The organism is Pseudomonas sp. AOB-7, assembly GCF_003696305.1.
In the GTDB taxonomy this organism is placed as follows: Bacteria; Pseudomonadota; Gammaproteobacteria; order Pseudomonadales; family Pseudomonadaceae; genus Aquipseudomonas.
This window is the reverse complement of record NZ_RFFK01000005.1, coordinates 160367-186899: the sequence shown is the minus strand read 5'-3', so window position 1 is coordinate 186899 and position 26533 is coordinate 160367. Positions and strand designations below refer to the sequence as shown.

Annotated in this window: 28 protein-coding genes; 13 read left to right on the top strand and 15 right to left on the bottom strand. The window is 68.4% G+C overall.

Translation table 11 applies throughout. The annotated features are described in order from the left end of the window. Positions 1-38: 38 nt before the first annotated feature. Entirely contained in the window at positions 39-1145 is a 1107-nt protein-coding gene (locus EA796_RS11960) for an ABC transporter ATP-binding protein (protein ID WP_122108773.1), read from the bottom strand. Continuing rightward, positions 1142-2062, bottom strand: a complete 921-nt coding sequence (gene argF, locus EA796_RS11955; protein ID WP_122108772.1) for an ornithine carbamoyltransferase — start codon at positions 2060-2062, stop codon at positions 1142-1144. Before argF ends, EA796_RS11960 begins: the two co-directional genes overlap by 4 nt. 336 nt (positions 2063-2398) lie before the next feature. Here argF and EA796_RS11950 point away from each other — a divergent pair, with 336 nt between their 5' ends. The 3 genes from EA796_RS11950 (at position 2399) to grxD (ending at position 5511) form a co-directional block, all read left to right on the top strand. Beyond that, entirely contained in the window at positions 2399-2830 is a 432-nt protein-coding gene (locus tag EA796_RS11950) for a hypothetical protein (RefSeq protein ID WP_021445192.1), read from the top strand. Positions 2831-2975: 145 nt separating this feature from the next. Next, on the top strand, positions 2976-5084 hold the full coding sequence (locus tag EA796_RS11945) for a molybdopterin oxidoreductase family protein (protein ID WP_122108771.1): 2109 nt from the start codon (positions 2976-2978) through the stop codon (positions 5082-5084). Between the two features lie 100 nt (positions 5085-5184). Continuing rightward, positions 5185-5511: a Grx4 family monothiol glutaredoxin gene (gene grxD, locus EA796_RS11940; RefSeq protein WP_003246056.1), complete on the top strand. Its 327-nt coding sequence runs from the start codon at positions 5185-5187 to the stop codon at positions 5509-5511. A 70-nt stretch (positions 5512-5581) separates the two neighbouring features. Here the strand turns inward: grxD and EA796_RS11935 are convergent, their stop codons facing one another. From EA796_RS11935 to EA796_RS11925, 3 genes are read right to left on the bottom strand one after another with little or no spacing between them, the layout of a single operon-like run. Further along, positions 5582-5920 (bottom strand): YdbL family protein, encoded by a 339-nt coding sequence (locus tag EA796_RS11935; protein WP_021445190.1) that lies wholly within the window; start codon positions 5918-5920, stop codon positions 5582-5584. Between the two features lie 11 nt (positions 5921-5931). Next, positions 5932-6123 (bottom strand): YnbE family lipoprotein, encoded by a 192-nt coding sequence (locus EA796_RS11930; RefSeq protein WP_021445189.1) that lies wholly within the window; start codon positions 6121-6123, stop codon positions 5932-5934. Between the two features lie 4 nt (positions 6124-6127). Next, positions 6128-8692 carry a YdbH domain-containing protein gene (locus EA796_RS11925; RefSeq protein WP_122108770.1) on the bottom strand — a complete coding sequence of 855 codons (2565 nt, stop codon included), beginning with the start codon at positions 8690-8692 and terminating at the stop codon, positions 6128-6130. Between the two features lie 131 nt (positions 8693-8823). On the opposite strand from EA796_RS11925, the gene EA796_RS11920 reads away from it, so the two are divergent. The 4 genes from EA796_RS11920 to rmuC all read left to right on the top strand — a co-directional run bounded on the left by EA796_RS11920 (position 8824) and on the right by rmuC (position 12440). Then, positions 8824-9195, top strand: a complete 372-nt coding sequence (locus EA796_RS11920) for an XRE family transcriptional regulator (protein WP_021445017.1) — start codon at positions 8824-8826, stop codon at positions 9193-9195. A 172-nt stretch (positions 9196-9367) separates the two neighbouring features. Continuing rightward, the gene (locus EA796_RS11915) at positions 9368-10120 is read left to right on the top strand and encodes an RES family NAD+ phosphorylase (RefSeq protein ID WP_021445018.1); all 753 of its coding nucleotides are present in this window, start codon (positions 9368-9370) and stop codon (positions 10118-10120) included. 379 nt (positions 10121-10499) lie between these two features. Then, entirely contained in the window at positions 10500-10913 is a 414-nt protein-coding gene (locus tag EA796_RS11910; RefSeq protein WP_122108769.1) for a tetratricopeptide repeat protein, read from the top strand. Between the two features lie 165 nt (positions 10914-11078). Next, the gene (gene rmuC, locus EA796_RS11905; RefSeq protein WP_177342898.1) at positions 11079-12440 is read left to right on the top strand and encodes a DNA recombination protein RmuC; all 1362 of its coding nucleotides are present in this window, start codon (positions 11079-11081) and stop codon (positions 12438-12440) included. An 87-nt stretch (positions 12441-12527) separates the two neighbouring features. On the opposite strand, the gene EA796_RS11900 is transcribed toward rmuC, so the two are convergent. After that, entirely contained in the window at positions 12528-13454 is a 927-nt protein-coding gene (locus EA796_RS11900) for an alpha/beta fold hydrolase (protein WP_122108767.1), read from the bottom strand. Between the two features lie 293 nt (positions 13455-13747). On the opposite strand from EA796_RS11900, the gene EA796_RS11895 reads away from it, so the two are divergent. Then, on the top strand, positions 13748-14560 hold the full coding sequence (locus EA796_RS11895) for a MerR family transcriptional regulator (RefSeq protein ID WP_122108766.1): 813 nt from the start codon (positions 13748-13750) through the stop codon (positions 14558-14560). A 14-nt stretch (positions 14561-14574) separates the two neighbouring features. Here the strand turns inward: EA796_RS11895 and EA796_RS11890 are convergent, their stop codons facing one another. Together EA796_RS11890 and EA796_RS11885 are read right to left on the bottom strand one after the other, a co-directional pair. Then, on the bottom strand, positions 14575-15828 hold the full coding sequence (locus EA796_RS11890) for an MgtC/SapB family protein (RefSeq protein ID WP_122108765.1): 1254 nt from the start codon (positions 15826-15828) through the stop codon (positions 14575-14577). A 185-nt stretch (positions 15829-16013) separates the two neighbouring features. Continuing rightward, positions 16014-19496 (bottom strand): PAS domain-containing hybrid sensor histidine kinase/response regulator, encoded by a 3483-nt coding sequence (locus EA796_RS11885; protein WP_122108764.1) that lies wholly within the window; start codon positions 19494-19496, stop codon positions 16014-16016. A 191-nt stretch (positions 19497-19687) separates the two neighbouring features. On the opposite strand from EA796_RS11885, the gene EA796_RS11880 reads away from it, so the two are divergent. The 4 genes from EA796_RS11880 to EA796_RS11865 all read left to right on the top strand — a co-directional run bounded on the left by EA796_RS11880 (position 19688) and on the right by EA796_RS11865 (position 22248). Further along, the gene (locus EA796_RS11880) at positions 19688-20257 is read left to right on the top strand and encodes a GNAT family N-acetyltransferase (RefSeq protein WP_021444174.1); all 570 of its coding nucleotides are present in this window, start codon (positions 19688-19690) and stop codon (positions 20255-20257) included. Between the two features lie 4 nt (positions 20258-20261). Further along, positions 20262-21098 (top strand): AraC family transcriptional regulator, encoded by an 837-nt coding sequence (locus EA796_RS11875; RefSeq protein ID WP_122108763.1) that lies wholly within the window; start codon positions 20262-20264, stop codon positions 21096-21098. A 110-nt stretch (positions 21099-21208) separates the two neighbouring features. Continuing rightward, on the top strand, positions 21209-21919 hold the full coding sequence (locus EA796_RS11870; protein WP_122108762.1) for an AzlC family ABC transporter permease: 711 nt from the start codon (positions 21209-21211) through the stop codon (positions 21917-21919). Next, the gene (locus tag EA796_RS11865) at positions 21919-22248 is read left to right on the top strand and encodes an AzlD domain-containing protein (RefSeq protein WP_122108761.1); all 330 of its coding nucleotides are present in this window, start codon (positions 21919-21921) and stop codon (positions 22246-22248) included. The genes EA796_RS11870 and EA796_RS11865 overlap by 1 nt, the downstream gene beginning before the upstream one ends. 9 nt (positions 22249-22257) lie before the next feature. On the opposite strand, the gene EA796_RS11860 is transcribed toward EA796_RS11865, so the two are convergent. From EA796_RS11860 to folM, 6 genes are all read right to left on the bottom strand, one after another. Further along, positions 22258-22845, bottom strand: coding sequence for a putative glycolipid-binding domain-containing protein (locus EA796_RS11860; RefSeq protein WP_021444040.1), 588 nt, complete (start codon positions 22843-22845; stop codon positions 22258-22260). Between the two features lie 156 nt (positions 22846-23001). Next, complete coding sequence (locus EA796_RS11855; RefSeq protein WP_122108760.1) at positions 23002-23343, bottom strand: HopJ type III effector protein; 342 nt, start codon at positions 23341-23343, stop codon at positions 23002-23004. Next, positions 23340-23633, bottom strand: a complete 294-nt coding sequence (locus EA796_RS11850; RefSeq protein ID WP_021444042.1) for a DUF1244 domain-containing protein — start codon at positions 23631-23633, stop codon at positions 23340-23342. The genes EA796_RS11855 and EA796_RS11850 overlap by 4 nt, the downstream gene beginning before the upstream one ends. Before the next feature lie 77 nt (positions 23634-23710). Further along, entirely contained in the window at positions 23711-24082 is a 372-nt protein-coding gene (folX, locus tag EA796_RS11845) for a dihydroneopterin triphosphate 2'-epimerase (RefSeq protein WP_031303127.1), read from the bottom strand. Then, on the bottom strand, positions 24082-24642 hold the full coding sequence (folE, locus tag EA796_RS11840; protein WP_122108759.1) for a GTP cyclohydrolase I FolE: 561 nt from the start codon (positions 24640-24642) through the stop codon (positions 24082-24084). Before folE ends, folX begins: the two co-directional genes overlap by 1 nt. Positions 24643-24664: 22 nt before the next feature. Further along, entirely contained in the window at positions 24665-25375 is a 711-nt protein-coding gene (folM, locus tag EA796_RS11835; RefSeq protein ID WP_122108758.1) for a dihydromonapterin reductase, read from the bottom strand. 264 nt (positions 25376-25639) lie between these two features. On the opposite strand from folM, the gene EA796_RS11830 reads away from it, so the two are divergent. Further along, on the top strand, positions 25640-25918 hold the full coding sequence (locus EA796_RS11830; RefSeq protein WP_122108757.1) for a hypothetical protein: 279 nt from the start codon (positions 25640-25642) through the stop codon (positions 25916-25918). On the opposite strand, the gene EA796_RS11825 is transcribed toward EA796_RS11830, so the two are convergent. Next, on the bottom strand, positions 25919-26482 hold the full coding sequence (locus EA796_RS11825) for an antibiotic biosynthesis monooxygenase (RefSeq protein ID WP_122108756.1): 564 nt from the start codon (positions 26480-26482) through the stop codon (positions 25919-25921). Positions 26483-26533 lie beyond the last annotated feature (51 nt).

Below are 26533 nucleotides of genomic sequence, written 5' to 3'. Positions count from 1 at the left end.
CCAGGCAGCCCCGCGACAGCCTATGGACGTTGCCGGGGTCAGTTGCTGCTGACCCGGCGCACGCCGCCCGACTCGCCCAGCGGCACATGGGCCGCCACGCTGCCCAGGGCCGGGAAGGCCACCAGGTGATCGGCGGCGACGCGGATGCCCACCTCGTCGCCCGGCAGGTGGTCGGCGTGGCTGGGGAAGATCGACTCCAGCTGGCTGCCGGTGGCCAGTTGCAGGCGGTAGAGGGTGGCGGCGCCGAGGAAGGTCTTGCCGACGATGCGCGCGGTCAGCGAACTGCCCGGGTCTGGCACTATGTCGTCGGGGCGCAGCAGCACGTCCACCGCGCTGCCGCTGGGCCAGGTGTAGGCGCGGTTGCCGCGGATGGCGCCGAGTTCGGTCTGCACCGTGTCCGGGCCGAGCAGCTGGCCGCGGATGAAATAGCCCTGGCCGATAAAGCTGGCGACGAAGGGCGTCGACGGCTCGTGATAGAGGTTGAAGGGGGTGTCCCACTGCTCCAGGCGGCCATCCTTGAACACGCCGACATGGTCGCTGACGGCGAAGGCCTCCTCCTGATCGTGGGTAACCAGGATCGCGCTGGTGCCGCGCGCCTTGAGAATCTCACGCACCTCATGGCTGAGGCGCCGGCGCAGTTCGCCGTCGAGGTTGGAGAAGGGCTCGTCGAGCAGCAGCAGCTGCGGCTCCGGCGCCAGGGCGCGGGCCAGGGCGATGCGCTGCTGCTGGCCGCCGGACAGCTCGTGGGGGTAGCGCTTGGCCAGGTGGCCGAGCTTGACCAGCTCCAGCAGCTCGGCGGTGACGCGTTCGGCGCCCTCCTGCTGGCGGATGCCGAAGGCGACGTTGTCCGCCACGCTCAGGTGGGGGAACAGCGCGTAGTCCTGGAACACCATGCCGATGCGGCGCTTCTCCGGCGCCAGGGTGAAGCCGGCGCGGGAAATCACCGTGCCGGCCAGTTCGATCTCACCGTCGAGCACCGGCTCGAAGCCGGCGATGGCGCGCAGGGTGGTGGTCTTGCCGCAGCCGGAGGGGCCGAGCAGGCAGCCGATGTCGCCGGCGTTCAGATGCAGGTCCAGGTCCTGCACCACCTTGTGCGCGTGGTAGCCGCAGTTCAGCCCGCGCAGTTGCAGCAGCGGCTCGCTCATGCGTGGTGGTACGCCGGTTCGACCAGCAGTTCCAGCAGCGCCTTCTGCGCGTGCAGGCGGTTCTCCGCCTGATCCCAGGCCACCGAGCGTGGGTCGTCGAGCAGGTCCTCGCTGATCTCTTCGCCGCGGTGTGCCGGCAGGCAATGCATAAACAGCACGCCTTCGGCGGCGTGATCGAGCAGCTCGCGGCTGACCTGGTACGGCTTGAAACGCTGCAGGCGCAGCTGCGCTTCGTCTTCCTGGCCCATCGAGGCCCACACGTCGGTGCTCACCAGATGGGCGCCGGCCACCGCCTCGCGTGGGTCGCGCAGCACCTGTACGCGCTCGCCGGCCAGGGCGAGGAAGCGCGCATCCGGCTCGTAGCCCTCGGGGCAGGCGACTTTCAGCTGGAAGTCGAACTGCATCGCCGCCTCGATGTAGGAGTTGCACATGTTGTTGCCATCGCCGATCCAGGCCACGGTCTTGCCGGCGATGCTGCCGCGGTGCTCGAGGAAGGTCTGCATGTCGGCCAGCAGCTGACAGGGGTGCAGGTCGTCGGACAGGCCGTTGATCACCGGCACCCTGGACTTGGCGGCGAACTCGGTGAGGTTGCTGTGGGCGAAGGTGCGGATCATCACCGCATCGAGCATGCTCGACATGACGATGGCGGCGTCGCCGATCGGCTCGCCGCGGCCCAGCTGAGTGTCGCGCGGCGAGAGGAAGATGGCCTGGCCGCCGAGCTGGATCATGCCGGCCTCGAATGACAGGCGGGTGCGGGTCGAGGCCTTCTCGAAGATCATGCCCAGCACGCGGTTCTTCAACGGCTCGAACAGCACGCCGCGATTGCGCAGATCCTTCAGCTCGACGCCGCGGCGGATCAGCCCCACCAGTTCGTCCGGTGTGTAATCCATCATCGAGAGAAAGTGTCTGGCGCTCATCGTTAACTACCTTTTTCACTACAGGTCGCAAGCCCGCGTCGGCGACAAAAACCGGGAAAACAGCGAGGCTTGCGGCAGGAGGCCGCAGGGTGCGACGAAACAGGGGGAAGGCGCGATCTTATAAGGAAATGACGAGAAGGCGCAAATTGCCCGCCTGGCCATGACAAAGGGCTGTTTTGTAAGCCTTTTCCCAAAGCTGCGTGCGAGATGTCACAAAACTGACATCCCTGCTTGCGCCGCTCTGCGACGCACTCCTAGGATGCCGCCGCCTTTCCTAGGCAATGCATTGCCCCCGCAATGGGGTACCCATGGAATATATGTGCAAAGGAGTTTTGCATGAAACACGTAGCCTACGCCGCCGCTTTCTCCGCCCTCGCCCTGCTGACTGGCTGTGCCAGCCAGAACGTCAGCCAGCCGGCCGTTCCGCTGAACGGTACCGTCAAGACTAACCTGCAGGCCGACGTGAAAGTGGGCGAGCCCATCTCCGGTCAATCTTCGGTGAACATCCTGTTCGGTGTGTTCAAGCTGGGTGGCGATACCCAGTTCGCCGATGGCGTGACCTACGGTGGTGGCGAGGGTGGTTTCGCCCTGGGTCTCGACCCGGTGGCTTCCGCCAAGTCCGCAGCTGCCTACAAGGCAGTCAAGGCCTCGGGTGCCGACGTGATCGTCGCCCCGCGTTACGAAGTGAACGTTGAGGATTACTTCGTGTACAAGACCGTCAACGTCAGCGTGACCGGCCACAAGGGCACCGTGACCGCCATCCGTTGATTCGGATAGTCGCGACCCTGAATCGGCAGGCATGATGCCTGCCGATTCATGAGACGAACGCTGCTGGCGTCGTCCTCTTGCCCGGCCCATAGTTCGAAGTCTGCGACCCGACCGGTCGTCTCGCATCAGAACAAGAGGCCAGGCCATGACCAAGTCCCTCCATTACCGTGCATGCCACCTGTGCGAAGCCATCTGCGGCCTCGCCATCGAAACCGAAGCGCAGCCTGACGGCAGCACGCAGATCCGCTCGATCAAGGGCGACGCCCAGGACAGCTTCAGCCGCGGCCATATCTGCCCCAAGGCGGTGGCGCTGCAGGACATCCAGAACGACCCCGACCGCATCTGCCAGCCCATGCGCCGCATCGGCGAGCAGTGGCAGGCCATCGCCTGGGACGAGGCGTTCGAGCTGGTCGCCGAACGCCTCAGCGCGATCCGCGCGGAGCACGGGCAGAACGCCGTGGCCGTGTACCAGGGCAACCCCAGCGTGCACAACTACGGGCTGATGACCCACAGCAATTACTTCCTCGGCCTGCTGAAGACGCGCAACCGTTATTCGGCCACCTCGGTCGACCAGCTGCCGCACCACCTGACCAGCCACCTGATGTACGGTCACGGCCTGCTGATCCCGATTCCCGATATCGACCACACCGACTTCATGCTGATCCTCGGCGGAAACCCGCTGGCCTCCAACGGCAGCATCATGACCGTGCCGGACGTGGAGAAGCGCCTGAAGGCCATCCAGGCCCGCGGCGGCAAGCTGGTGGTGGTCGACCCGCGGCGCAGCGAGACCGCCGCCATCGCCGACCAGCACCTGTTCGTCCGCCCCGGTGGCGACGCGGCGCTGCTGCTGGGGTTGCTCAATACCCTGTTCGAGGAAGGCCTGACCCGCGCCAGCCACTTGCCGGTGGAAGGGCTGGAGTCCGTGCGCGCGGCCATTGCCGAATTTACCGCCGAGGCCATGAGCGAGCGTTGCGGCGTGCCGGCCGCGGCCATTCGCCAGCTGGCGCGGGATTTCGCCGCCGCCGACAAGGCGGTGTGCTACGGGCGCATGGGCGTCTCCACCCAGGCCTTCGGTACCCTCTGCCAGTGGCTGGTGCAACTGATCAACCTGGTCACCGGTAACCTCGACCGGGTCGGCGGCGTGCTCTGCACCACGCCGGCGGTGGACCTGGTGGCGAGCACCTCGGGCGGGCATTTCAACCGCTGGCAGAGCCGCGTGTCCGGCCTGCCGGAATACGGCGGCGAGCTGCCGGTCTCGGCCCTGGCCGAGGAGATGCTCACCCCCGGCGAGGGGCAGATCCGCGCGCTGGTCACCGTGGCCGGCAACCCGGTGCTGTCCACGCCCAACGGCCGCCAGCTGGAGCAGGCGCTGGACGGTCTGGAGTTCATGCTCTCGGTGGATTTCTATATCAACGAGACCACCCGCCATGCCGACCTGATCCTGCCGCCCACCGCGCCGCTGGAGCACGACCACTACGACACCACCTTCAACGTCTTCGCCGTGCGCAACGTCACCCGCTTCAACGAGGCGATCCTGGCCAAGCCGGACGGCGCGCTGCACGACTGGGAAATCTTCGTCGGCCTGGCCAAGGCCTTCGCCGCGCGCAACGCTCTGGAGCTGAAACCGACCATGGCCCCCGAGCAGATGATCGACATGGGCCTGCGCTTCGGCCCCTATGGCGATCGCAGCGAGCGCAAGCTCAGCCTGGCTGCATTGCGCGATCACCCGCACGGGCTCGACCTGGGACCGTTGCAGGCGAACCTGGCAGAGCGGCTGAAGACCGCATCGAAAGCCATCGAGGCCGCCCCCGACCTGCTGCTGGGCGATCTGGCGCGCTTCGCCGCGCAGCTACCGCCAGCGGCGGACCAGCTGCTGCTGATCGGCCGCCGCCATGTGCGCAGCAACAATTCCTGGATGCACAACTACCACCGCCTGGTGAAGGGCAAGCCGCGTCATCAGTTGCTGATGAATCCGGCGGATCTGGCCAGTCGTGGTTTGGCCGACGGCCAGCGCGTGCGGGTGCGCTCGCGGGTCGGCAGCATCGAGGTGGAGGTGGCCGCCAGCGACGAGATGATGGCCGGCGTGGTCAGCCTGCCGCACGGTTGGGGCCATGCCCGCCCCGGCGTGCAGATGGCGATTGCCCGCGAGCAGCCGGGCGCCAGCGCCAACGACCTGACCGACGAACGCCAGCTCGATGCGCTGTCCGGCAACGCCGCGCTCAATGGCGTGCCGGTGGAGGTGGTGGCCGCGTAGCCCGGATGCCGTGGCAAGGCCGAGCATTGCGCTCGGCTTTTCGCTACAATCGCGCCACCGTGCCGACCGAGGGGTCGGGAAGTCTACGCTGAGGTGCCCCATGGATATCATCGAAACCATCAAAGAGCAGATCGCCAACAACACCGTTCTGCTGTACATGAAAGGCTCGCCCAACGCGCCGCAGTGCGGCTTCTCCGCCCGCGCCGCGCAGGTGGTGATGGGCTGCGGCGAGAAGTTCGCCTACGTCGACATCCTGCAGAATCCGGAAATTCGCGCCAACCTGCCGAAGTACGCCAACTGGCCGACCTTCCCGCAGCTGTGGGTGGCCGGCGAGTTGGTCGGCGGCAGCGACATCCTCACCGAGATGTACGAGAAGGGCGAGCTGCAGACCCTGATCAAGGATGCCGTGAGCAAGGCCGGCGCCTGATCGCTGCGCTTGCAAACGAAAGAACCCGCCTCGGCGGGTTCTTTGCTTATGGGCTCCGGCTGGGCAGTGGCTACTTCTTCAGCCACTGCCCGTTCAACTGGATGAACTGCCCCTGGGGCGTGCGGTCGATGGCCTTCTTGCCGGCGATGGCTTCCACATCGGAGAGGGCGATGCCGTTGTCTTTGGCCACCTTCTGGTACTCGGCGCGGCGCGCCTGGTTGATCAGGCGGGCGATCTCCTCGGCCTGGCCGTCCGGCTTGACCACGCCGAGGTAGCCGTTGGGCTGCTCGCCCAGCTGGCCGCTGGCCTTGGCGGCGCCGAGGGCGCTCATGGCCTGGTTGAGGTTCAGCGCATAGGCCGGCAGGCTCAGGCAGAGCGCCAGCAGCAGGGTCGAAATATGGCGAATCATCGGGCTTCTCCTTAGAACAGGCCGCTGTCTTCGTTGAAGACGTTGTCCAGGGCCTTGTCCACCTTGATGTAGATCTCGTGTTCGACCTTGACGTTGAGGTTGATATTGATCGGCTCGTTGGGCATGGCCAGTTGTACCGTCGGGGTACAGGCCAGGCACAGCAGGCCCAGGCTCAGGACTGCGAGGAAGCGGCACAGGCGCATGGCGCTACTCCTTGATTTCTTGGGGGACACGCTGGCGCATCCGTTGCTGGATCCGTTGCTGGATGATCTCGCTCACCTTGGCGGTCAGTTGCAGGCTGGCCAGCAGGGTGGGGATGTCCTCTTCCAGGTTGATGTTGAAGTGGATCGGCCGGCCCTGCTCGATGGCCGGGTTGCGTCCCTGCAGGCGCATGCCCAGCCTGAGTGTGCCGGACTGATCATAGTCGAGGCTACTGCCGAGCAGGTCGTAGTGGAAGTCTTCCAGGGCGTCGGTGACCAGTTTCATCCCCGGGTTGGCCTGGCCCATGGCGCGGATGCGCGGTGAGTGAAAGCGCAGGCGGCCGCCGGGTGCGCGCGCCTCGATTAGGCCCTGCTCGACGCTGGGGCCGCCGGCGCCCAGGCGCAGGGGGATCAGGCCGTCGAGCAGGCCGCTGCCTTCCAGGCCCTCGGCCGGGTAGACGCGAAACAGCTGCTGCAGGTCCAGGCCGCTCAGGCGCAGCGGCAGCACCTGGCTGGGGCTGTCCAGCCGCCATTGGTGCGGTGCCAGGCTCAGGCTGCCGCCGAGTATGCCGAGCTCGGCGCGCTGCTGGCTCAGCACGCCGGCCAGCGGCCGGGCCAGCGTCGCCTGGTAGCGGGCCTGCAGCTGCAGGGGACCGAGGGCGATGCCGGGATCGATCTGTCGCGCGCTCAACTGCGGCAGGTGCAGGTCCAGGCGCTCGCCCTCGAGCGCCAGGCGCAGCTCGCCGTCGAGGCCGGCGAAGCTGCTGCGGTCGTAGATGCCGCTCAGCCCCCGGACGTTGAGGCTCAGCTGCGCCTGCAGCGGCTGGCCCGGCGCCAGGCGCAGCTGCGCCTCACCCTGCAGGCGGCCGTTGTCCAGCGACAGCAGCGGCGGCCAGTCGGCGAGGAGCTGCGGCAGCGGGTTGCCGGCGCGCAGAAACAGTTCTTCGAGCGTCGCCGCGGTGCGCAGCTCGCCCGCGGCGTCGCGCTCCAATTGCAGGGCCAGGCCCAACCCGGCGTCGCCCAGCAGGCTGCCGGCGAGGTGCTGGCGCTCGCCCGTGGCCTGCAGCTGGCCCTGCCATTGCCAGCCTTGCGCCTGCAACCGGGGGTGCTGCAGGCGTTGCGTGTGCAGCGTTAGCGGCCCTTCGAGCTGCGGCGTCTGGGGCGTGCCGTGCAGGTGCAGGGCGCCCAGCTCGGCGCCCAGCTGCTGCAGTTCGAGCTCGCCGCTGCGCAGGCGCCGGAGCGCGATTCGCGAGCCTTCGCCGAGGACGACGTCCAGGCGTTGGCCATCGGCCAGGCCGCTTAGCCGCAACCGCAGCTGCAGCTCGTCGAGCCGGTTGCCGGCCAGGCGGACCCGGGCGGCGTCGGCATCGAGGCGCAGGTGCGCCAGGGTCAGCGCCCAGTCCTTCTGCAGCTGCAGCTCGATATCGGCCTCGCCCTGCAGGCGCAGCGGTCCCTGGCCCTGCAGTTGCGCGTGCAGGGCCAGGGCGTCGGGCGTGCTGGTGGGCGTCGCGCGCGGGGCGATCTGCAGGCGCAGCTGCTGCGGGCGCAGTCCGTCGGGCAGCGCCGTCAGCCAGGGCGCTCCCTGGGGATCGAGCAGCAGGTCGGCGTGCAGTTCGCGGGCCTGCCAGCGGCCGGCGGCGTTATGCAGATCCACCGCCAGCTCGCCGCTGACCAGGCCCAGCGCAGGCAGCGGCCAGGGGTGTTGCAGCAGGGCATCGAGACGCAGCCAGCCCGGCGCGGCGAGCAGGTCGTCCAGTTGCCAGGGGCCGGGCGCCAGTTGCACCTGCCACTGCGCGGCGAGGCGCGCCTGCTGCGGGGTGGCCGGCAGCGCTGTGGGCGTGCTCAGCAGCCACTGGTTCAGCCAGTCGCCGAACCAGGCCACCTCGCCCAGTTGCGGCATGCTCAGCCGGCCGCTCCAGCGCGTGGCGTCGGCCTGCCTCTGCAGCTGACTGTGCAGTTGCAGCTGGGCCTGGTCGTCCAGCCGCAGCTCGGCCTGCAGCTGCAGCGGGACGTCGCGCGCCGGCATCTGCAGCTCGGCCTGCAGTTCGGCGCGGTGCGCGTCGTGCAACAGCTGGCTGTGCAGCTGCAGGCCGGCGCTGCGTACCTGCACGCTGGCATCGCCGCGCAGCGTGCAGCGGCCGCTGGCACAGGGCAGTTGCGCTTGCACGGCTTGCAGTTCGAGGCGTCGCGGCAGCCAGGGCAGGGCGGCGTCGAGTCGCGCGAGCAGGGCCTGCAGGTCGCCGGGCGGCGCTGCGGTTGCGTCCGCCGGGCCCGGCTGCCAGTCCAGTTGCAGATCCTGCAGGCGCAGGCGGTAGCGCGGCGCCTCGCTGGCCAGCCAGTCCAGCTGCAATTGGCCGGCGTGCAGTTGCAGGCCGGCGGCGGTGCCGCCCTGCTGCAGGCTGAAGCCGTCGAGGCGCAGGCCGCGCGGCGACAGGCTCAGCGCCTGCCAGTCGAGGGTGATGCCCTGTTCGCTCAGCAGGCGCTGGACGCGGTAGCCGGCGTAGCTGCCAAGAACCAGCAGCACGCCCAGTACGCCGGCGCAGGTGCCCAGCCAGAAGCGCCGGCGGCCCATGCTCTCTCCTTGCTCGGTGTCTGCCGGGACGGTACCCCAATGCCCGGGCGAGTGCCAAGCCGTCGTAGGCGCTGCTGTGCATTTACAGCTTTTACTATTACTATTGATATAAACACACGGAGGAATGCGCGATGAGTGCAGTGACTCGCAGCCTGCCCGACGCCGATGCGGTGCTGGCCAAGGCCCTGCTCAATACCCGTGAACAGCTGGGGCTGACCCAGCAGGAGCTGGCCGATATCGTCGGTGTGCACCGCAGTGCGGTCAGCCGCTGGAACGAGCAGGGCGGCCTGCGCCCGCAGAGCAAGACCGGCGAGCTGGCGCTGCTGTTGATCCGCGTCTACCGCGCCCTGTTCGCCCTGTTCGGCGGCAATCAGCAGGACATGCGCCACTTTCTGCGCACCGAGAACCGCCACCTGGCCGGCGTGCCGCTGCAGCAGATGAGCCAGGTGCAGGGCCTGGTGCGGGTGGTGGAGTACTTGGACGCTATCCGCGGCAAGGTCTGAGAACCTTTTCACGACCTGCTGCGCGTCGGTTAAACGGTGTTGAAAACGGTCTCGAAATGCTCATTTACATGCGTAAACTTCGCTTTCTCGGCCGTTTTCGCCACCGTTTACCTCTAGTTCGCAAGCTCGTAAATAGGTTCTAGGCACGACATAAACCAGGGAGGGCGATGGCATGGATATCTGGCACAGTTGCGACGGCGCTCGGCAGATCCGTCCGTTGCGCGGCAAGCTGCTGCGCATGGTGGAGAGCCAGGTGCAGGTGGCGACCCTGCAGCTGGTGGACAACCTGGCCGAGCAGGCGCTGCTCGAAGAACTGCTGGAAAGCAGCAAGCCGCCGCTGCCGAGCGCGGCTGAGCCGCTGCATTACCTGCTGAAGACGCCGTTTCGCTACCCGCCGCTGCGCTGGGGCTCGCGTTTCGGCGGCGTGCACGAGCCGAGTCTGTTCTATGCCGCGCAGCGTCTGGAGACGGCCATGGCCGAGGCCGCCTACTACCGCTTCGTGCTGTGGCACGGCATGGCCAGCCCGCCGCCCAGCGGGCGCATCCTCTCCGAGCATTCCACCTTCGAGGCGCGTTACCGGGTCGAGCGCGGCATCCAGCTGCAGCGCCCGCCGTTCAGCGAGCATCAGCGCCTGCTCGCTCATCCCAGCGACTACCGGGCGACCCAGCAGCTGGGCGCGGCGATGCGCGCGGCCGGAGTACAGGCCTTCGAGTACCGTTCGGCGCGTTGCCCGGACGGTGGCAGCAATGTCGCGCTCTATGCGCCGCAGGCCTTCGCCGAGACGCGTCCGCGCAACCTGACGCCCTGGCTGTGCGAAACCACCGCCGCGTACGTGGCGTTCAAGCATGCCCAGGCCCCGGACCAGCCGCGGCTGTTTCGCTGGGAGCAGTTCTTGGTGCAGGGACGGCTGCCGCAACCGGCCTGAAACCCTGCGCCAAGCGCCTGGCGATGCCCCGAAACAGAGCGTTGCGCGGTTATGCAGCAGCGAGTTGTGCACATTGATGAAGCAGCCGGTCACGTCACTGTCAGAATCGCCGGTAACCGCTTGATTTTCCGCGCTTGATTTTTAAGTCAATGAAAAATATGCAATTTTTTCGTTGGTGAAAAAATCGACAGTTTGTCTGCGAGGCCCATGGCATCGGGCCTGAAGCGCCTTTCGCCCAAGTTGTGCACGGAGTTATCCACAGCTTCTGTGGATTGTCCCAAGCGCTTGCTCTAGAACGCCGCTCGGCGTTTTTGCCAAGGCTTTACCTTGGCGAAAAAAGGAGTAGAGTGGCGCGCCCTTGCCCCAGCCCCCCAGTCTTATGTCCCGCGCTTTATCCGCCACCTCCCTCGATACGGTTCCCGTCAGTTCGCGCCTGCCCATGCGCGTCGCCCTCTGGCTGCTCGACAGTCCGCGCCTGGGCCATGCCCACAGCGTCAAGCGTTTGGCCGGCAACCTGCTCAAGCAGCCGGCGCGCAAGGGTTGCGTGCAGGCGCAGAGCCGCCTGGGCCAATTGCTCTGCCGCGACTGCGGCAACCCGCGCGACCGCCGAATCGGCTTCGAGCTGCTGCGCCAGGCCGCCCGCGCCGGCGACCGCCGCGCCCAGCTGGAGCTCGGGCGGCTGTGCAGCCAGCCGGGGGCCGGCGAGCCGCAGCAGGCCCGTCACTGGCTGGAGCAGGCCGCGGCCCAGGGTTCCCACGAGGCCAAGCGCCTGCTCGCACGCCTGCCGCGCTGACCCTGGTTGCACCGCTGGTTATACTGCCCGGCGGTTCCACTGGGAGTGTCTATGTCTTTCGATCCGTTATCCCTCGCGCTCGGGTTCGCCGCTGCGCTGCTGCTCCTGCTGGCCGGTCTGTGGGCCTGGCAGCGGCGTCTGGCGCGCGCCGAGCGCGAGCAGGCGCTGCTGCAGGAACGTCTGGAGCATGCCCAGCTGACCCAGGCCGGGCTGACCGCTCAGCTCGACGACTGCCGCGCCGAGCTGGCCGAGGTCAGCGAGATCAAGGTCGAGCAGCAGAGCGAGCTGGCCGGCCTGCGCCGCGAGAACGAATTGCTCCAGCAGGAGCGACAGATCGCCCGCGAGGCGGCGCAGAGCTGGAACCAGCAGCGTGAGCGCAACGAGGCCGAGCTGCGCCGGCTGACCGCCGAGTGCGCGGCGCTGAGCGCCGAGCTGCAGGAACAGCGGGACAACCAGCAGCAGCGCCTGGACGATCTGCAGGGCGCGCGCGACGAGTTGCGCGCACAGTTCGCCGAGCTGGCGACGAAGATCTTCGACGAGCGCGAGCAGCGCTTCGCCGAGAGCAGCCAGCAGCGCCTCGGCCAGTTGCTCGACCCGCTCAAGGAGCGCATCCAGGCGTTCGAGAAACGCGTCGACGAGAGCTACCAGCAGGAGGCGCGCGAGCGCTTTTCCCTGGGCAAGGAGCTGGAGCGCCTGCAGCAGCTCAACCAGCGCCTGGGCGACGAGGCGACCAACCTGACCCGCGCGCTCAAGGGCCAGAAGACCCAGGGCAACTGGGGCGAGCTGGTGCTGGAGCGGGTGCTGGAGCATGCCGGCCTGGAGAAGGGCCGCGAATACCAGACCCAGGTCAGCCTCAAGGGCGCCGGTGGCGAGCGTTTCCAGCCCGACGTGCTGATTCGCCTGCCGGGCGACAAGCAGGTGATAGTCGACGCCAAGGTCAGCCTCAGTGCCTATCAGCAATATGTCGCCGCCGACGACGAGGTGATCCGCCAGCAGGCGCTCAAGCAGCACCTGGTGTCGCTGCGCAGCCACCTCAAAGGCCTGTCCGGCAAGGACTACCAGCGCCTGGAAGGCCTGCACAGCCTGGATTTCGTCCTGCTCTTCGTGCCCATCGAGGCGGCCTTCGCCGCGGCGCTGCAGGCCGAGCCGAATCTGTTCCAGGAGGCCTTCGAGCAGCAGGTGGTGATCGTCAGCCCGACCACCCTGCTGGCCACCCTGCGCGTCATCGACAGCCTCTGGCGCCAGGAGCGCCAGGGCCAGAACGCCCGCGAGATCGCCGAGCGCGCCGGTCAGCTATACGACAAGTTCGTCGCCTTTATCGCCGATCTGGACGAGATGGGCAGCCGCCTGCAGCAGCTGGACAAGGCCTACGCCGGCGCGCGCAACAAGCTGGTGGAGGGGCGCGGCAACCTGATCGGTCGCGCGGAGAATCTCAAGCTGCTCGGCGCCCGCGCCAGCAAGAGTCTGCCGGCCGAGCTGCTGGAGCGCGCCGCCGACCTGCCGGCGCTGGACGAGCTGGGCGAGTAGCCGGCGTCGAGGCTACACGTTAAGGCCGCACGGGGCGCCGCGCGCACCACAGCCCTGCTTCTCCGCGCTGCGTCGGCCGCCAGCGGCCTATCTCGAGACGCCCTGAACGGCCTCCAGCCGGCCGACATGTTCGCGCAGCCAGCCGGCCAGCGCGCTCGGCTCGGCCAGCAGCTGCCAGTGGCCGCCGCGCATCTCGCGGCGGGTCAGCAGCGGCGCCCAGTGCGCCAGGTCGTCGAACAGCTGCGGGCGGACGAAGCGGTCGCCCAGCGGCACTATCAGCTGCACCGGCACCCGGGTGCTGCGCGCGCGCGGGCGCAGCAGGCTGCGGATGAAATTGGCGCGGTACAGCTGCACCCCGCGCATGCCGTCGCCGCGCTGGCTGCTGCTCGGCGGCAGACCGTGTACTCCTTCGAGGCGGCGCAGCAGCCAGGGCCAGGCGCGATCCAGGCCCAGGCGCCAAGTCAGCTCCGGCAGCCACGGGGTGTGGAAGAAGGCGATATACCAGGAACTGAGCAGCTGCCTGAGCGCCTGCACCAGCGCCTGCGGGCGGCGCAGGCTGAGGCGCTCGCGCAGCCAGTGGCCGACGTGGTCCAGGCAGGGTCCGGAGATGCTGGTGTAGGAAGCCAGCAGCGGTTGGATGCGCGGCTCGGTGACCGCCTCCCAGCTCTGGATCGAGCCCCAGTCGTGGGCCACCAGATGCACCGGGCGCTGCGGGCTGACGGCGCGGATCACCGCTTCCAGGTCGTTCGCCAGCCGGTCCAGGCGGTAGTCGCGCAGCCGCCGCGGCACCTGTGAGGCGCCATGGCCACGCACGTCGTAGGCGACGATGCGGTATTCGGCGGCCAGCTCGCGCACCAGCGGCAGCCAGATCTCGTGGTTGTCCGGGTAGCCGTGCACCAGCAGCAGGGTCGGGCCGTCGGCCCGGCCCCACGCATAGGTTTGCAGGCGCACGCCGTCGCCCAAGACCTCCAGGCGCTGCGGTGGCGGCTCGTGGCGGGGCAGCGGCGCGTTCATGGGGCGAATCCGGCAGGGGTGGAAGAGGTGGGCATGGCTGGCTCCGGCAAGTGACGGTTACATCGCTCGATGTCATCGTCATTGTTCAGGGCCGCTGCGCGCTTGCCTAGCCGATCCGGCGCTTGGCAGGTGGCCGCGTTACGGCGTTACCGAGCGCCTTGCAGCCGCTCTAGATCAGGGTTTATAGCGCATGGCGCGAATTTGCCGCGGGAGCCGGGCAGGGCAAGTCCAGCCCTTGGTTGGGGGCGTCGGCGCGGTTGTTGGCGGGCGAAGCGCGCGGCTATGATCGCGCCATGACCCAAGCCTCCCTGTTCTTCCAGCGCCTGCTCGGCAGCGCCGCCCCCATGGCCGCGGCGGCAGCCGCCGAATACACGGTCGACGAGCTGGCCCAGACGGCGCAGACCACCGTGCGCAACGTGCGCGCCTATCAGGATCGCGGCCTGTTGCCGCCGCCCGAGCGGCGCGGGCGAGTCGGCATCTACAGCGGCGAGCACCTGGCGCGGCTGCAGCTGATAGGCCAGTTGCTCGAGCGCGGCTACAGCATCGCCAGCATTCGCGAGCTGTTCGAGGCCTGGGCCCAGGGCCGCGACCTGGCCCACGTGCTGGGCCTGGAGCAGGCCATCCGCGGCCCGGGCGAGCCCGAGCAGCCCGGGCGCCTGGAGTTCGCCGAGCTGCAGGCGATCTTCGGCGCGGATCTGGATGATGCGGTGATCGACCGCGCCCAGGCCCTCGGCCTGCTGCAGTTCGCCGGCGATCACCTGGCGGTGCCCAGCCCGCGGCTGCTGGCCGCCGGGATCGAGCTGTACCGCGCCGGCATCCCGCTGCCGGCGCTGCTGGACGAGCTGGAGTCGATTCGCGGCCACGTCGAGCAGGTCGCCACCGGCATCGTGCAGATGATCGTCGGCCACCTGGTCAACCCGCTGCTGCAGACCTCGCTGCCGCATGCCGACCAGCTGGAGCCGCTTAGCGCCCAGCTGCTGCAGCTGCGCCCGCTGGTCGAGCAGGTGGTGGAAGCGGAGCTGGCGCGCGGCCTGCCGGTGGCCGCCAACCGCGAGCTGAGCGAGCGGGTGCATCGCCTGTTGCAGGGGTTCTTGCAGCGCCCCTGAGCGGCGTCCGGTGCTCAGAACAGCAGCAGCGCCGCGCCGACCAGCAAGCCGCCGAGCATCACCGGCGCCGTGCGCAGCGCCAGCTGGCGGCCGCCGATCAGGGCGATCAGGCCGGCCTTGACCAGGCTGTTGCTCAGCGCGGCGAGGAAGATGCCGCGTACCGCCACCTGTTGGTCGAGGTCCAGCTGCGCGCTGCGCGCCAGCGACAGGGTGATGGCGTCGACGTCGGCCAGGCCCGAGACCAGCGCCACCAGATACACCCCGGCATCGCCCAGCCAGCGCCGCGCGCCTTCGACCAGAAACAGGATCAGCAGCAGCAGGGCGGCGAAGCGCAGCGCCGGGCCCAGCTCGAAGGGGTTCTTCAGCGGCGGCTCGCCGCTTTCGTCCGACTCGCGTCCGGCCAGGCGGTAGAACGCCAGGGCGCCGCCGCTGTAGACCAGCGCAGCGGCGGTCAGCGGCCAGAACAGCTGCGCCAGCAGCGCCGGATTGATCAGCCCGACCTCCAGCAGCACTCGCGGGAACATCAGCGCCGAGGTGGCCAGCAGGCCGCAGGCCAGCAGCGCCTGCAGGCGGCGTTCGCCGTGCAGGCGGGCGAGGGTGAGGGTCATCGCCGTGGACGAGACGATGCCGCCGAGCAGGGCGGTGATCAGCAGGCCGTGGCGGGTGCCGACCAGGCGGATCGCCACGTAGGCGGCGAAGCCGATGGCGGCGATTAGTACCACCATCCACCAGATCACGTAGGGGTTGAACGCCTGCCAGGGGCCGTAGCCCTGGTTCGGCAGCGCCGGCAGCAGCACCAGGGAGATGAACAGCAGCTTCAGCGCGCCGAGCACTTCGCCCTCGCTGAGGCGGCGCAGGGCGCCGTGCAGCGCCTGTTTCAGCCCCAGCAGCAAGGCCACCGCCACCGCGCCGGCGGCGGCCAGCGGCGCCTGGTCGGCGACGGCCAGGCTGCCGAGGAGGAAAGTGATCAGCAGCGCCATCTCGCTGGTCAGGCCGCGGTCGCCCAGCTGCAGCAGGTCGCCGGCATAGGCGGTCAGCACCAGGGCGGCGAAACCGAGGAAGATCGCCGCCCAGGCGAGCACGCCGAAGCGCTCGCCGAGCAGCAGGGCGAAGCCGCCGAGCAGGCCGACCAGGCCGTAGGTGCGAATGCCCGCGGCCAGGCGGGTGTCGTCGCCATGGCGTTCCTGCCAGCCGCGCTCGGCGCCGATCAGCAGGCCGGCGGCCAGGGCGCTGGCGAAATTCAGCAGGGTCTGCAGCTCGTCGGGCATGGCGCGTCCTTGGGCGGGGGATGCAGGCAGTCTAGTCGGCCGGCGCCGGCGGGTATTGCGGCAGATCAGTTGGCCGGGGCAAACCCGAGGTAGCCCGGATGCCGCCCGGGGCAGGCACTCCCCGGATGGCACCCACGTCGCGCGCGGAAGTCGCTTCGCAGCGGCTGCAGCGGCGAATCGCGCACTTAGCCGCGCAGGCTCAGATGACGGCTGAGCAGGGCGCGCAGGGCGGCCGGCTTGACCGGCTTGGGCAGGTAGTCGAGGCCGGCGGCATGCACCTCGGCCACCAGCTCCGGGCGGCCGTCGGCGCTGATCACCACGCCGGGCACCGGCTCGCCCAGGCGCGTGCGCAGCCAGGCCATCAGCTCGGTGCCGGTCTCGCCCTCGTCGAGGTGGTAGTCGATCAGCGCCAGTTGCGGGCGCACGTCCTCGCTCAGCAGGTGTTCGCATTCCAGGCGATTGCGCGCCGTCCACACCTGGCAGCCCCAGCGCGACAGCAGGCTGTGCATGCCGGTGAGGATGCTGTCCTCGTTGTCGATGCACAGCACCTGGGTGCCCTGCAGCGGCTGGCCGTTGACCTCGCTGCCGACCGCCGCCTTGGGCTTGGCCGCCGGCCGGCGCGCCAGCGGCACGCTGACGCTGAACACGCTGCCCTTGCCCGGCCAGGAACGCACCTCCAGGCGGTGGTCGAGCACCCGGCACAGGCCGTCGGCGATCGCCAGGCCCAGACCCAGGCCCTTCTCGGCGCGGGTCTGGTGGCTGTCCAGGCGCTTGAACTCCTCGAATATCACCTTGCGCTTGTCCTCGGGGATGCCGGCGCCGCGGTCCCACACCTCCAGGCGCAGATGCTGGCCCTCGCGGCGCACGCCGAGCACCACGCGGCCCTTGGCGTAGCGGAAGGCGTTGGTCAGGAAGTTCTGCAGGATGCGCCGCAGCAGCTTGCTGTCGCTGTCGACCCACTGCTTGCTGCCGCGCACGCGCAGGTCGATACCCTGTTCGGCGGCCAGCACGCCGAACTCGGCGGCGAGGGTGTCGAACAGGCTGGCCAGGGCGAAGGGGTGGCGATCCGGAGCAATGCGACCGTTCTCCAGGCGCGAGATGTCCAGCAGGTCGGTGATCAGGTCTTCGGCCGAGCGCAGCGCGCTGTCCAGATGGCGCACCAGTTCCTGCGCCTCGTGCGGCAGCGCCTCGTCCTGGTGGGCCAGCGCCGCGGAGAACAGCCGCGCGGCGTTGAGCGGCTGCATCAGGTCGTGGCTGACCGCGGCGAGAAAGCGCGTCTTCGACTGGTTGGCGGCCTCGGCGTGGGCCTTGGCCTCGGTCAGCGCCTGGTTGAGCTTGGACAGCTCCCGGGTGCGCTCGGCGACCCGTCGCTCCAGGCTCTCGTTGGCTTCCTTGAGCGCCCGCTCGGCCTCGCGGAATTCGGTGATGTCGGTGAAGCTCATGACGAAGCCGCCGCCGGGCATGGGGTTGCCGATCAGCTCGATCACCCGGCCGTTGGGGAATACCCGCTCGTAGCTGTGCGCGGTGCCCTGGCGCATCCAGTACAGGCGCTTGGCCACGTTCTCCTCGACGTCGCCGCCGCCGAGCATGCCGCGTTCGGCGTTGAAGCGGATGATTTCGGCAATCGGTCGGCCGACGTAGATCAACCCCTCGGGGTAGTCGAACAGCTCCAGGTAGCGGTGGTTCCAGGCCACCAGGCGCAGGTTCTGGTCGACCACGCTGATGCCCTGGGTGATGTTCTCGATCGCCCCCTGCAGCAGGGCGCGATTGAACTGCAGCACCTCGGACGCCTCGTCGACGATGCGCACCACGTCCTCGACCTGCATCTCGCGGCCTTCGATGGCCGCCTTGACCACCGCGCGGGTACTGGAGGCGCCGAGCACGCCGGCCAGCAGGCGTTCGGTGTGGGCGATCCATTCGCTGTTGGCCGGCTGGTTGGCCTCGAACGGCTTACCCTGGCGCTCGGCGAAGCGCACGAAGCTCTGCCGCGCGCGCTCCTCGCCGACGAAGCGGCTGGCCAGCAGCAGCAGGTCCTCGACCTGCACCGCCAGCAGGCTGCGGTTGCTCGGTTTGGTGCCCAGGTCATGGCCGATGAAGCGCCCAGCCTGCCAGTGCTCCGACACCCGCGTGCGGGAGAACCAGGAGACCCAGGCGAACAGCAGCAGGTTGCCGGCCAGCGACAGCACCACGCCGCGGGTCAGCGGGTCGACCTGCAGACCGATGGGCGCGTAGAGCAGAGTGCTCAGCCCGGGGAAGCTGGCCAGCGACCAGCCCATGCCGCGCGCCGCCAGCGGCAGGACCAGGGTGTAGAACCACAACAGGGCGCCGAAGATCAGCCCGGCGAACACGCCGCGGCGGTTGGCCTGTTTCCACACCAGGGCGCCGAACATGGCCGGCGCCAGCTGGCCGATGGCGGCGAACGACACCTGGCCGATGGTGGCCAGGCTGGCGCCCTCGCCGAGCAGGCGGTAGCAGACGTAGGCCAGCAGCAGGATCAGCACGATGCTGACCCGGCGCGCGGTGAGCATCCAGTGGCGGAAGGCCTCGAACGGCCGCTCGGTGCTCTGCCGGCGCAGCAGCCAGGGCAGCAGCATGTCGTTGGAGATCATGGTCGACAAGGCGACGGACGCGACTATCACCATGCCGGTGGCGGCGCTGGCGCCGCCGATGAAGGCCAGCACCGCCAGACCCGGATGAGCCTCGGCCAGTGGCAGGCTGATGACGAAGGAGTCCGGGGTGATGCCGGCCGGCAGCAGCATCTGCCCGGCTAGGGCGATGGGCACCACGAACAGTGCGGCCAGCACCAGGTAGGCGGGAAACACCCAGCGCGCCAGGCGCAGGTCCTTGGGTTCGATGTTCTCCACCACGGTGACGTGGAACTGCCGCGGCAGGCAGACGATGGCGATCATCGCCATGCCGGTCTGCACCAGCAGCGCCGGCCAGTTCACCGCCTCGTTCCAGAAGGCGTCCAGTTCGGCGGTGTTGTGCGCCTGATCGAGCAGGTCGTTGAAACCGTTGTACAGGCCGAAGGTGACGAAGGCGCCGACGGCGAGGAAGGCCAGCAGCTTGACCAGCGACTCGAAGGCGATCGCCAGCACCATGCCGCGGTGGTGCTCGGTGACGTCGAGGTTGCGCGTGCCGAACAGGATGGTGAACAGCGCCAGCGCCAGCGACACGATCAGCGCAGTGTCCTGGGCACTGGTGCCGGTATCCAGCGCGTGCTCGCCGATCAGCAGGTTGACGCCGAGGACGATGCCCTTGAGCTGCAGGGCGATATAGGGCAGCACGCCGACCAGGCAGATCAGCGCCACCACCACGGCGAGCGACTGGGATTTACCGTAACGGGCGGCGATAAAGTCGGCGATCGAGGTGATGTTCTCCTGCTTGCTGATCATCACCATCTTCTGCAGTACCCAGGGCATGCTCAGCAGCAGGATGATCGGCCCCAGGTAGATCGGCAGGAACGACCACAGCTGTTCGGCGGCCTGGCCGACTGCGCCGAAGAAGGTCCAGCTGGTGCAATAGACCGCCAGCGACAGCGAGTAGACCCAGGCGCGCACCTTCGGCGGCATGGGCGTGCTGCGCCGGTCGCCATAGAAGGCGATGGCGAAGAGGATGGCCATGTAGATCAGGGCGACCGCGGCGATCAGCCCGGGGGACAGCGACATGCGGACTCCGGAACGCAGGAGAGAACGGAACGCCGGCACGGCCGGCGGCGATAAGCAGCAGTGTTGCACCAAAGCCCGCGCGCGTCAGTTGCGACCAAGGTCGCAGCGAGCGGGGCAGCGCAGGCCAATTGTGCCGCAGGCGCGCGCCTGATAGCGTGACCGGCTTGCGAGGCTGTCCGAGGAGGGACCCTATGTTCAAGCCGCAACTGGTGACTCTGCAACGCGGCGCCCTGCGCCTGGAGCCGCTGGCCGACGCCGATATCCCGGCGCTGGTGGCGCTGGCCGAGGCCAATCGCGACGAGCTGCTGTACATGAGCGGCACCCAGCGCCTGGACTGGTACCGCAGCGCCCTGAGCGATCTGCGCGAGTTGCGCGCCCTGCCGTTCGTCATCCGCCTCGGCGAGCAGCTGGTCGGCACCACCCGCTTCGGCGACTTCATGAACAACCTGCCGGCCTGCGAGATCGGCTGGACCTGGCTCGACCGCGGCCAGCACGGCAGCGGGCTGAATACCAGCATCAAGTACCTGATGCTCAAGCATGCCTTCGACAACTGGGGCATGGTCCGCGTGCAACTGAAGACCGCCGCCAGCAACCTGCGCTCGCAGCGCGCCATCGAGAAGCTCGGCGCCGTGCGCGAGGGGCTGCTGCGCAACCACCGGCGCCTGGCCGACGGCCGCCTCGACGACACCGTGCTGTACAGCATCACCGATCAGGAGTGGCCGCAGGTGCGCGAGAAGCTGGAGGCGCGCTTCGGCGCCTGAGCCCATGCAGCCATTGGCGGGAGGCGAACGCGCGCGGTTCAGCGCCAGCGACGATCTGCACGGGCTGGAGCTGCTGTCCGCGCGCTTCATCGAGCACCGTTTCGCCCCGCACGTGCACGACGGCCATGTGATCGCCGTGCTCGAAGCCGGCGCCGAGCGCTATCGCTATCGCGGCGTCGACCACCTGGCGGGCGCCGGCAGCATCGCCTTGCTCAATCCGGACGAGGTGCACACCGGTTCCAAGGGCGTCGAGCAGGGCTGGCAGTACCGGGTGTTCTACCCGCAGCCCGGCACCTTCGAGGCGTTGCTGGCCGAGCTCGAACTGCCGCCGGCTGCGCCGCCGATGTTCCAGGATACGGTGCATCACGACCCGGTCCTGGCGTCGCGGTTGAGCGCACTGCACCGCTTGCTGGAGGATCCGCACAGCGAGGCGCTGCAGCGTCAGACCCTGTGGCGCGAGGCGATGCTTGAGCTGCTGCAGCGTTACGCGCGCCAGCCGGCGCCGCGTGGCGTCGGCCAGGAACCGCGGGCGGTGGCGCTGGCCAAGGAACTGCTGGCCAGCCAGCTGAGCGAGCCGCCGTCGCTGGAGGCGCTGGCGGCGGCGGTCAATCTGTCGCCCTTTCACTTCGCCCGGGTGTTTCGCCGCGCCACCGGCCTGCCGCCGCATGCCTGGCTCAAGCAGCGCCGCCTGGAGCAGGCGCGCGCCCTGCTCAAGGGCGGCTGCAGCGCGGCCGGCGTCGCCGCGCAACTGGGCTTCGCCGACCAGAGCCATCTGACGCGGCAGTTCAAACAGGCCTATGGCGTGGGGCCGGGCGAATACCGCAGGGCCTGTCGCCAGTAAATCCGCGAGATCGGCCCCGACTCGCTGCGCACGGCGCACCCTGGCGGCGCAAGATCGTTCAAGAATCTGCTCGCGGGCGCCGGTTAGACTGAGCGGCCCAAGGAGGTTCCATGTCCCGTCATCTCGAATTCACCCAGGGCGCCCGCGATATGCTGCCGATGCTGCTCGGCGCCATGCCCTTCGGCATCATCTTCGGCAGCCTGGCCGGCGCCGCCGGACTCAGCCCCTGGCAGACCCTGGGCATGTCGGCGCTGGTGTTCGCCGGTTCGGCGCAATTCATCGCCGTCAGCCTGCTGGCCGGCGGCGCCGGCATGGCGGTGGTGCTGCTCACCACCTTCGTGGTCAACCTGCGCCATGCCCTGTACAGCGCCAGCCTGCAGCCCTACGTGCGCCACCTGCCCAAGCGCTGGCGCATGCCGCTGGCCTTCTGGCTGACCGACGAGGCCTATGCGGTGGTGCTGCAGCGCTACGCCCGCGGCGACAGCGCGCCGTATCGGCACTGGTACTTTCTCGGCGCCGCGCTGGCGATGTACGGCAACTGGCTGCTGTGCACCCTGATCGGCGTGCTGTTCGGCCAGGCGGTGCCGAATATCGGCGACTGGGGGCTGGACTTTGCCATGCTGGCGACCTTTATCGGCATCGTCGTGCCGATGCTCAGGAGCCAGCCGCAGTTGGCCGCGGCGCTGGTCGCCGCGGCGGTGGCGCTGGCCTGTCATGCGCTGCCCTACAAGCTCGGGCTGATGGCCGCGGCGGCCAGCGGTATTGTGGTCGGGGTGTGGCTGGAGCGGCGCGAGCCGGACTTGCAGGAGGAACTGGTGTGATGGATATCTGGTTGCTGATCCTGGGCATGCTGGCGATCACCTTCGCCACCCGCTACAGCCTGTTCGCCTTTCCCGACCTGCGTTTCCCGCCGCTGGTGCGCCAGGGCCTGCATTACGTGCCGACGGCGGTGCTGAGCGCCATCGTGGTGCCCGGTATGCTGCTGCCGGACGGCACGCACTGGGCGCCGAGCCTGGACAACGCCTACCTGCTCGCCGGCCTGGCGACCATCGCCATCGCCGCCTTCACCCGCCACCTGCTGGCGACCATCGGCGGCGGCCTGCTGGTGTTCTTCATGCTGCGCTGGGCGTTCGGGCAATTGCCGATCTAGCGCTACGCGCTAGACCAGGGTGCTGATCTTCAGCCCGCGCTGGCTCATGCGCAGGTACTGCTCGCTGGCCTTGAGCAGCAGGGCCTGGTCGTCCACTGTCAACTCGCAGCTCGGCTTGCCCTCGGCCTGGCTGCGGTAGAGGTTTTGCCCCGGGCGGCGCTGCAGGCACTGGTAGTGCTGGCGGCGCGGCTCGATCCGCAAGCTGAGCAGGTCGACGTAGGCCACCTGGACCTCATCGCTCTGCCCGGTTTCCAGGGCGCAGCGTTGCAGCAGCGGGGTGTGGGTGAAGGGCGAGGCGGACAGCATGACGTGCTGGCAGCCCTGCAGATCGGGGCGCGGCTCGCCGTTGTGCAGCCAGTTGCCGCGGAGATCGCGTTGCAGGCAGAGCTTGCGCGGGCCGTGGTTGTCCACCTTGAGCCAGAGGCGGCGAAAGCGCCAGCGCGGGTCGCAGTCGAGCAGGTAGCTGGCGACTATGCTGTCGCCCCTGAGGCTCTGCATCAGGTGGCTGCTGGCGTGGATGCCGGCTTCGTCCTGACTCAGGCGCAGGGTCTCCACGCCGGGGTTGCTCCAGGGTTTCCATACCAGGGTTTGCTGCATCGGGCGACTCCATGCCGTGTACGCACCACGGGAAGTGCCGCACGGATCGCGCCGAGCCCCTTCCCTGGTGACTCTCATGGCGCGCAGGATAAGCGCTTGGTTTTGTGATGTCTGTCAGCTTTTGCCGACAGTTGCGCAAATTGTTGCGCGGCTGGATCAGTCCTGGCGGCGCAGCGGTGCCTGCTCGAACCGCACGCCATTCAGGCCGTGGGCCATCAGCGCACGGATATTGCCGTGATCGCTGCCGTCCGGGGTGGCCAGCACGCTGCGGTAGTGCTCGCCGAAGCAGCGCAGGGTTTCGTCCAGGCTGAAGCCTTCGAGCCGGGCCAGGCCGAGGGTCTTGCACGAGCCTTCGTTCTGCCCGGCGGCGTTGTCCACGCTGCCGTTGCGAAAGGCGCTGGGCTGGTAGTGGTAGTGCGCGGCGACGAAGGCCAGGGTCTCGGCGAAGGCGAAGTCGTCCTGCTGCAGGCGGCGGCGGAAGTCGGCGAGGGCGCTCATGCCTTGTTCCCCTTGTCGAAGGCGGCCTGCTGTTCGGGTGTGGCGTCCTTCTGGTACTTGGCCTTCCACTCGGCATAGGGCATGCCGTAGACCGCTTCGCGGGCCTGGTCGGGGCTCAGCTCGACGCCGAGGTCGTCGGCGGCGGCCTTGTACCACTTGGACAGACAGTTGCGGCAGAAGCCAGCCAGGTTCATCAGCTCGATGTTCTGCACGTCGGGGCGGGTGCGCAGGTGCTGCACCAGGCTGCGGAAGGCGGCGGCTTCCAGTTCGAGGCGTTCTTGCTCGGTCATCTCGGGCTCTCCGGGGCGGGCGGTGGCGGCGATGATAAGAGCCCCTCGCGGGGCCGGCAAGCCGACCGCGGCGCCGCTTAGCGGTGGCCGGCCAGGGTAATGGACACCGACTCGGCGAAACGCAGGGCGTGCGGTTTGTCCACTTCCACCTCGGCGTAGCGCACCGCCTGGTGGGCCATGACCAAGTCGAGGATTTCCTGGGTCAGGCGTTCGAGCAGGGCGAAGCGGTTGCCCTCGACGTGGGCGATGATCGCCTTGGTGATGGTGCGGTAGTTCAGCGCGTGGTCGATGTCGTTGACCTGCACGGCGTCGACCGCCGGATAGAGGATGGTCAGGTTGATCAGCACGTCCTGCTTGTTGTTGATCTCCTCCTCCTTGATGCCGATATAGGTGCGCAGGCGCAGGTCCTTGACGCGGATGCGCGCCATTCCGGGTTCCAGTCGCGGCATTACTTGCTCCGTCCGATCAGTTGCAAAAATTCGTGGCGAGTGTTGCAGGACTCGCGGAAGGCGCCAAGCATCACCGAGCTGCTCATCACCGAGTTCTGCTTCTCCACCCCGCGCATCATCATGCACATGTGCTTGGCCTCGATCACCACGGCGACGCCGGCGGCGTTGGTCACGCGCTGGATCGCATCGGCGATCTGCTTGGTCAGGTTCTCCTGGATCTGCAGGCGGCGGGCGAACATGTCGACGATGCGCGCCACCTTGGACAGGCCCAGCACCTTGCCGGTGGGGATGTAGGCGACGTGCGCCTTGCCGATGAAGGGCAGCAGGTGGTGCTCGCACAGCGAGTACAGCTCGATGTCCTTGACGATCACCATCTCGTCGTTGTCCGAGGCGAACAGCGCGCCGTTGACTATCTCTTCCAGCGACTGCTGGTAGCCGTGGCAGAGGTACTGCATGGCCTTGGCCGCGCGCTTGGGGGTGTCGAGCAGGCCCTCGCGCTCGGGATTCTCGCCCAGGCCGATGAGGATCTCGCGGTAGTGCTGGGGCAGATGTGGGTGCATGGCAGTTGTCCTTGGCGCCGCCTCACTTGAGGTGGCGGCCGCCGTTGAGGGTCAGGGTGGTGCCGGTCAGGTAGGGGTTGTCCAGCAGGTAGCGCAGGCTCAGGTAGAAGGCTTCCGGGCCGGGCTCGATGCCCAGCGCCGACTTGGCCAGGGTCTGCTGGCGATACTCGGCGTCGTCGTCCTGGTTGAACATCAGCAGCGCCGGGGCGATGCCGTTGACCTTGATGTGCGGCGCGAAGCGTGCGGCGAACGACAGCGTCAGGCTCTCCAGGCCGGCCTTGCTGGCGCAGTAGGCGGGGCGCTTGGCGCTGCCCTTGCGCGTCACGTCGTCGCTGACATGGACGATGTCGGCCGGGCTGGCGTGCTGCAGCAGCTCGGCGCAGTGCAGGTTGATCAGGTAGGGCGCGAGCATGTGCACGGCGAACAGCTGCTGGAAGGCCGCCGCCTCGTCGCCCGGCGTCTCGCTGAGCCAGTCCGAGGCGTTGTGGACGATGGCGCGCAGGCCGTCGGTGTGGCATTTCACCGCGTCGACGAAGGCGAGGATGCTGGCCTCGTCGCGAAAGTCCGCCGGCAGGCACAGGGCGCCGCGCTGACGCAGGCGCTGCACACCCTCGCGTTCGTGGCGGTAGCTGAGGATCACTGGCTGGCCGGCATCGAGCAGGCGTTCGGCGCAGTACAGGCCGACTCGCTGGCTGGCGCCGGTGATCAGGATGGGAAGGCTGGCAGCGCTCATCTCGGGCCCTGGCGGAAAAAGGGAGGGTTCAGCGGCACCGCTTCGGGTTACCTGACCAGTAGGGAAACGGCACCGGCCGAACCTGGAGTAAAGCTATACCAGCTCGGCAACTTGTACAACCATGCCGCGCCTGTGGTTTTTCAGGAAAAGCGCTTGTTTTCGCTATTTCATTGAGCTTCAAGGGTTTTTAATTTTCTCTGGCCTGTAGAAAATTTGCTCTTTGCATGTACAAAAAACTTATCTCTGTATAGGTGTGAGGTGTGGATGAGCTGGCGCGAGTTGCGTGTGGCCTGGCGCGCGGGGAGCGTGCTGCGCATCGAGGTGCTGGTGCTGCGCGCGGCGGGTTACCGCGCGCGGGCGCTGTGTGCCGACGGTCGTCGCCCTTGGCTGGGGCCGCCCAGCCTGGCGCTGGCGCCGCTGAAGCGGCGTCTGCGTCAGTGCGGGGTGGATGCTCTGTACCTGTTGCAGAGTGAGGTGCACGACGAAATCATCGCTCGACCGGCGTTGCACCAGGGCCACGCCGGGTTGCGCCTGCCGCTCTGATCAGGGCTTGCCGGGCAGGTCCTGGCGTGCGTCCAGGCGCCCGCTGTCGGCCAGCAGCCAGGGCGCCAGCAGGCGGGTGGCCAGGGGAATGAACAGGTAGGTCATCAGTGGGGTCAGGGCCAGGGTGCTGAGCAGCACCCGGACGACCAGCGAGAGGTCGCCTAGCGCCGGGCCGAACAGCAGGTTGAAGGCCAGCGAGACCGGGAAGAACGCCAGCCAGATGGCGATGCTCTGCTTCCAGCGCGGCGGCTGGCGGTACACGCTGCCGAACCAGGCGTCGAGGCCGACGGCGCGTTTTTCCTGGGGCTGGGCGAACAGCCCGCTGCCGCGCTGCAGCCAGGCCTGGCGCGAGGCGGAATGCTCCCAGGAGGCCATGGTCTGCTCGTCGCTGAAACGAAAGACGATCTGGAATTCGTCGTCGCCGGACGGCGGCGCCAGCACGCCGGAGCCGAGGTAGCCGGGGAAGTCGGTGGCCAGGTGTTCGCCTTCGCGCAGCCAGGCGATGAAGTCGTGATAGCGGCCGTGGGCGACGCGGCGCGCCACCATCAGGGTAACCGGGGACATCGTGTATCTCCTCGAAGCTGGCCCGTGGCCGGGGTGTGGCCTGGGGCGTAC

Coding starts and splice junctions, on each gene's coding strand:
- EA796_RS11960 (WP_122108773.1), bottom strand. CDS start 1,145: ATGAGCGAGCCGCTGCTGCAACTGCGCGGGCTGAACTGCGGCTACCAC.
- argF (WP_122108772.1), bottom strand. CDS start 2,062: ATGAGCGCCAGACACTTTCTCTCGATGATGGATTACACACCGGACGAA.
- EA796_RS11950 (WP_021445192.1), top strand. CDS start 2,399: ATGAAACACGTAGCCTACGCCGCCGCTTTCTCCGCCCTCGCCCTGCTG.
- EA796_RS11945 (WP_122108771.1), top strand. CDS start 2,976: ATGACCAAGTCCCTCCATTACCGTGCATGCCACCTGTGCGAAGCCATC.
- grxD (WP_003246056.1), top strand. CDS start 5,185: ATGGATATCATCGAAACCATCAAAGAGCAGATCGCCAACAACACCGTT.
- EA796_RS11935 (WP_021445190.1), bottom strand. CDS start 5,920: ATGATTCGCCATATTTCGACCCTGCTGCTGGCGCTCTGCCTGAGCCTG.
- EA796_RS11930 (WP_021445189.1), bottom strand. CDS start 6,123: ATGCGCCTGTGCCGCTTCCTCGCAGTCCTGAGCCTGGGCCTGCTGTGC.
- EA796_RS11925 (WP_122108770.1), bottom strand. CDS start 8,692: ATGGGCCGCCGGCGCTTCTGGCTGGGCACCTGCGCCGGCGTACTGGGC.
- EA796_RS11920 (WP_021445017.1), top strand. CDS start 8,824: ATGAGTGCAGTGACTCGCAGCCTGCCCGACGCCGATGCGGTGCTGGCC.
- EA796_RS11915 (WP_021445018.1), top strand. CDS start 9,368: ATGGATATCTGGCACAGTTGCGACGGCGCTCGGCAGATCCGTCCGTTG.
- EA796_RS11910 (WP_122108769.1), top strand. CDS start 10,500: ATGTCCCGCGCTTTATCCGCCACCTCCCTCGATACGGTTCCCGTCAGT.
- EA796_RS11900 (WP_122108767.1), bottom strand. CDS start 13,454: ATGAACGCGCCGCTGCCCCGCCACGAGCCGCCACCGCAGCGCCTGGAG.
- EA796_RS11895 (WP_122108766.1), top strand. CDS start 13,748: ATGACCCAAGCCTCCCTGTTCTTCCAGCGCCTGCTCGGCAGCGCCGCC.
- EA796_RS11890 (WP_122108765.1), bottom strand. CDS start 15,828: ATGCCCGACGAGCTGCAGACCCTGCTGAATTTCGCCAGCGCCCTGGCC.
- EA796_RS11885 (WP_122108764.1), bottom strand. CDS start 19,496: ATGTCGCTGTCCCCCGGGCTGATCGCCGCGGTCGCCCTGATCTACATG.
- EA796_RS11880 (WP_021444174.1), top strand. CDS start 19,688: ATGTTCAAGCCGCAACTGGTGACTCTGCAACGCGGCGCCCTGCGCCTG.
- EA796_RS11875 (WP_122108763.1), top strand. CDS start 20,262: ATGCAGCCATTGGCGGGAGGCGAACGCGCGCGGTTCAGCGCCAGCGAC.
- EA796_RS11870 (WP_122108762.1), top strand. CDS start 21,209: ATGTCCCGTCATCTCGAATTCACCCAGGGCGCCCGCGATATGCTGCCG.
- EA796_RS11865 (WP_122108761.1), top strand. CDS start 21,919: ATGGATATCTGGTTGCTGATCCTGGGCATGCTGGCGATCACCTTCGCC.
- EA796_RS11860 (WP_021444040.1), bottom strand. CDS start 22,845: ATGCAGCAAACCCTGGTATGGAAACCCTGGAGCAACCCCGGCGTGGAG.
- EA796_RS11855 (WP_122108760.1), bottom strand. CDS start 23,343: ATGAGCGCCCTCGCCGACTTCCGCCGCCGCCTGCAGCAGGACGACTTC.
- EA796_RS11850 (WP_021444042.1), bottom strand. CDS start 23,633: ATGACCGAGCAAGAACGCCTCGAACTGGAAGCCGCCGCCTTCCGCAGC.
- folX (WP_031303127.1), bottom strand. CDS start 24,082: ATGCCGCGACTGGAACCCGGAATGGCGCGCATCCGCGTCAAGGACCTG.
- folE (WP_122108759.1), bottom strand. CDS start 24,642: ATGCACCCACATCTGCCCCAGCACTACCGCGAGATCCTCATCGGCCTG.
- folM (WP_122108758.1), bottom strand. CDS start 25,375: ATGAGCGCTGCCAGCCTTCCCATCCTGATCACCGGCGCCAGCCAGCGA.
- EA796_RS11830 (WP_122108757.1), top strand. CDS start 25,640: ATGAGCTGGCGCGAGTTGCGTGTGGCCTGGCGCGCGGGGAGCGTGCTG.
- EA796_RS11825 (WP_122108756.1), bottom strand. CDS start 26,482: ATGTCCCCGGTTACCCTGATGGTGGCGCGCCGCGTCGCCCACGGCCGC.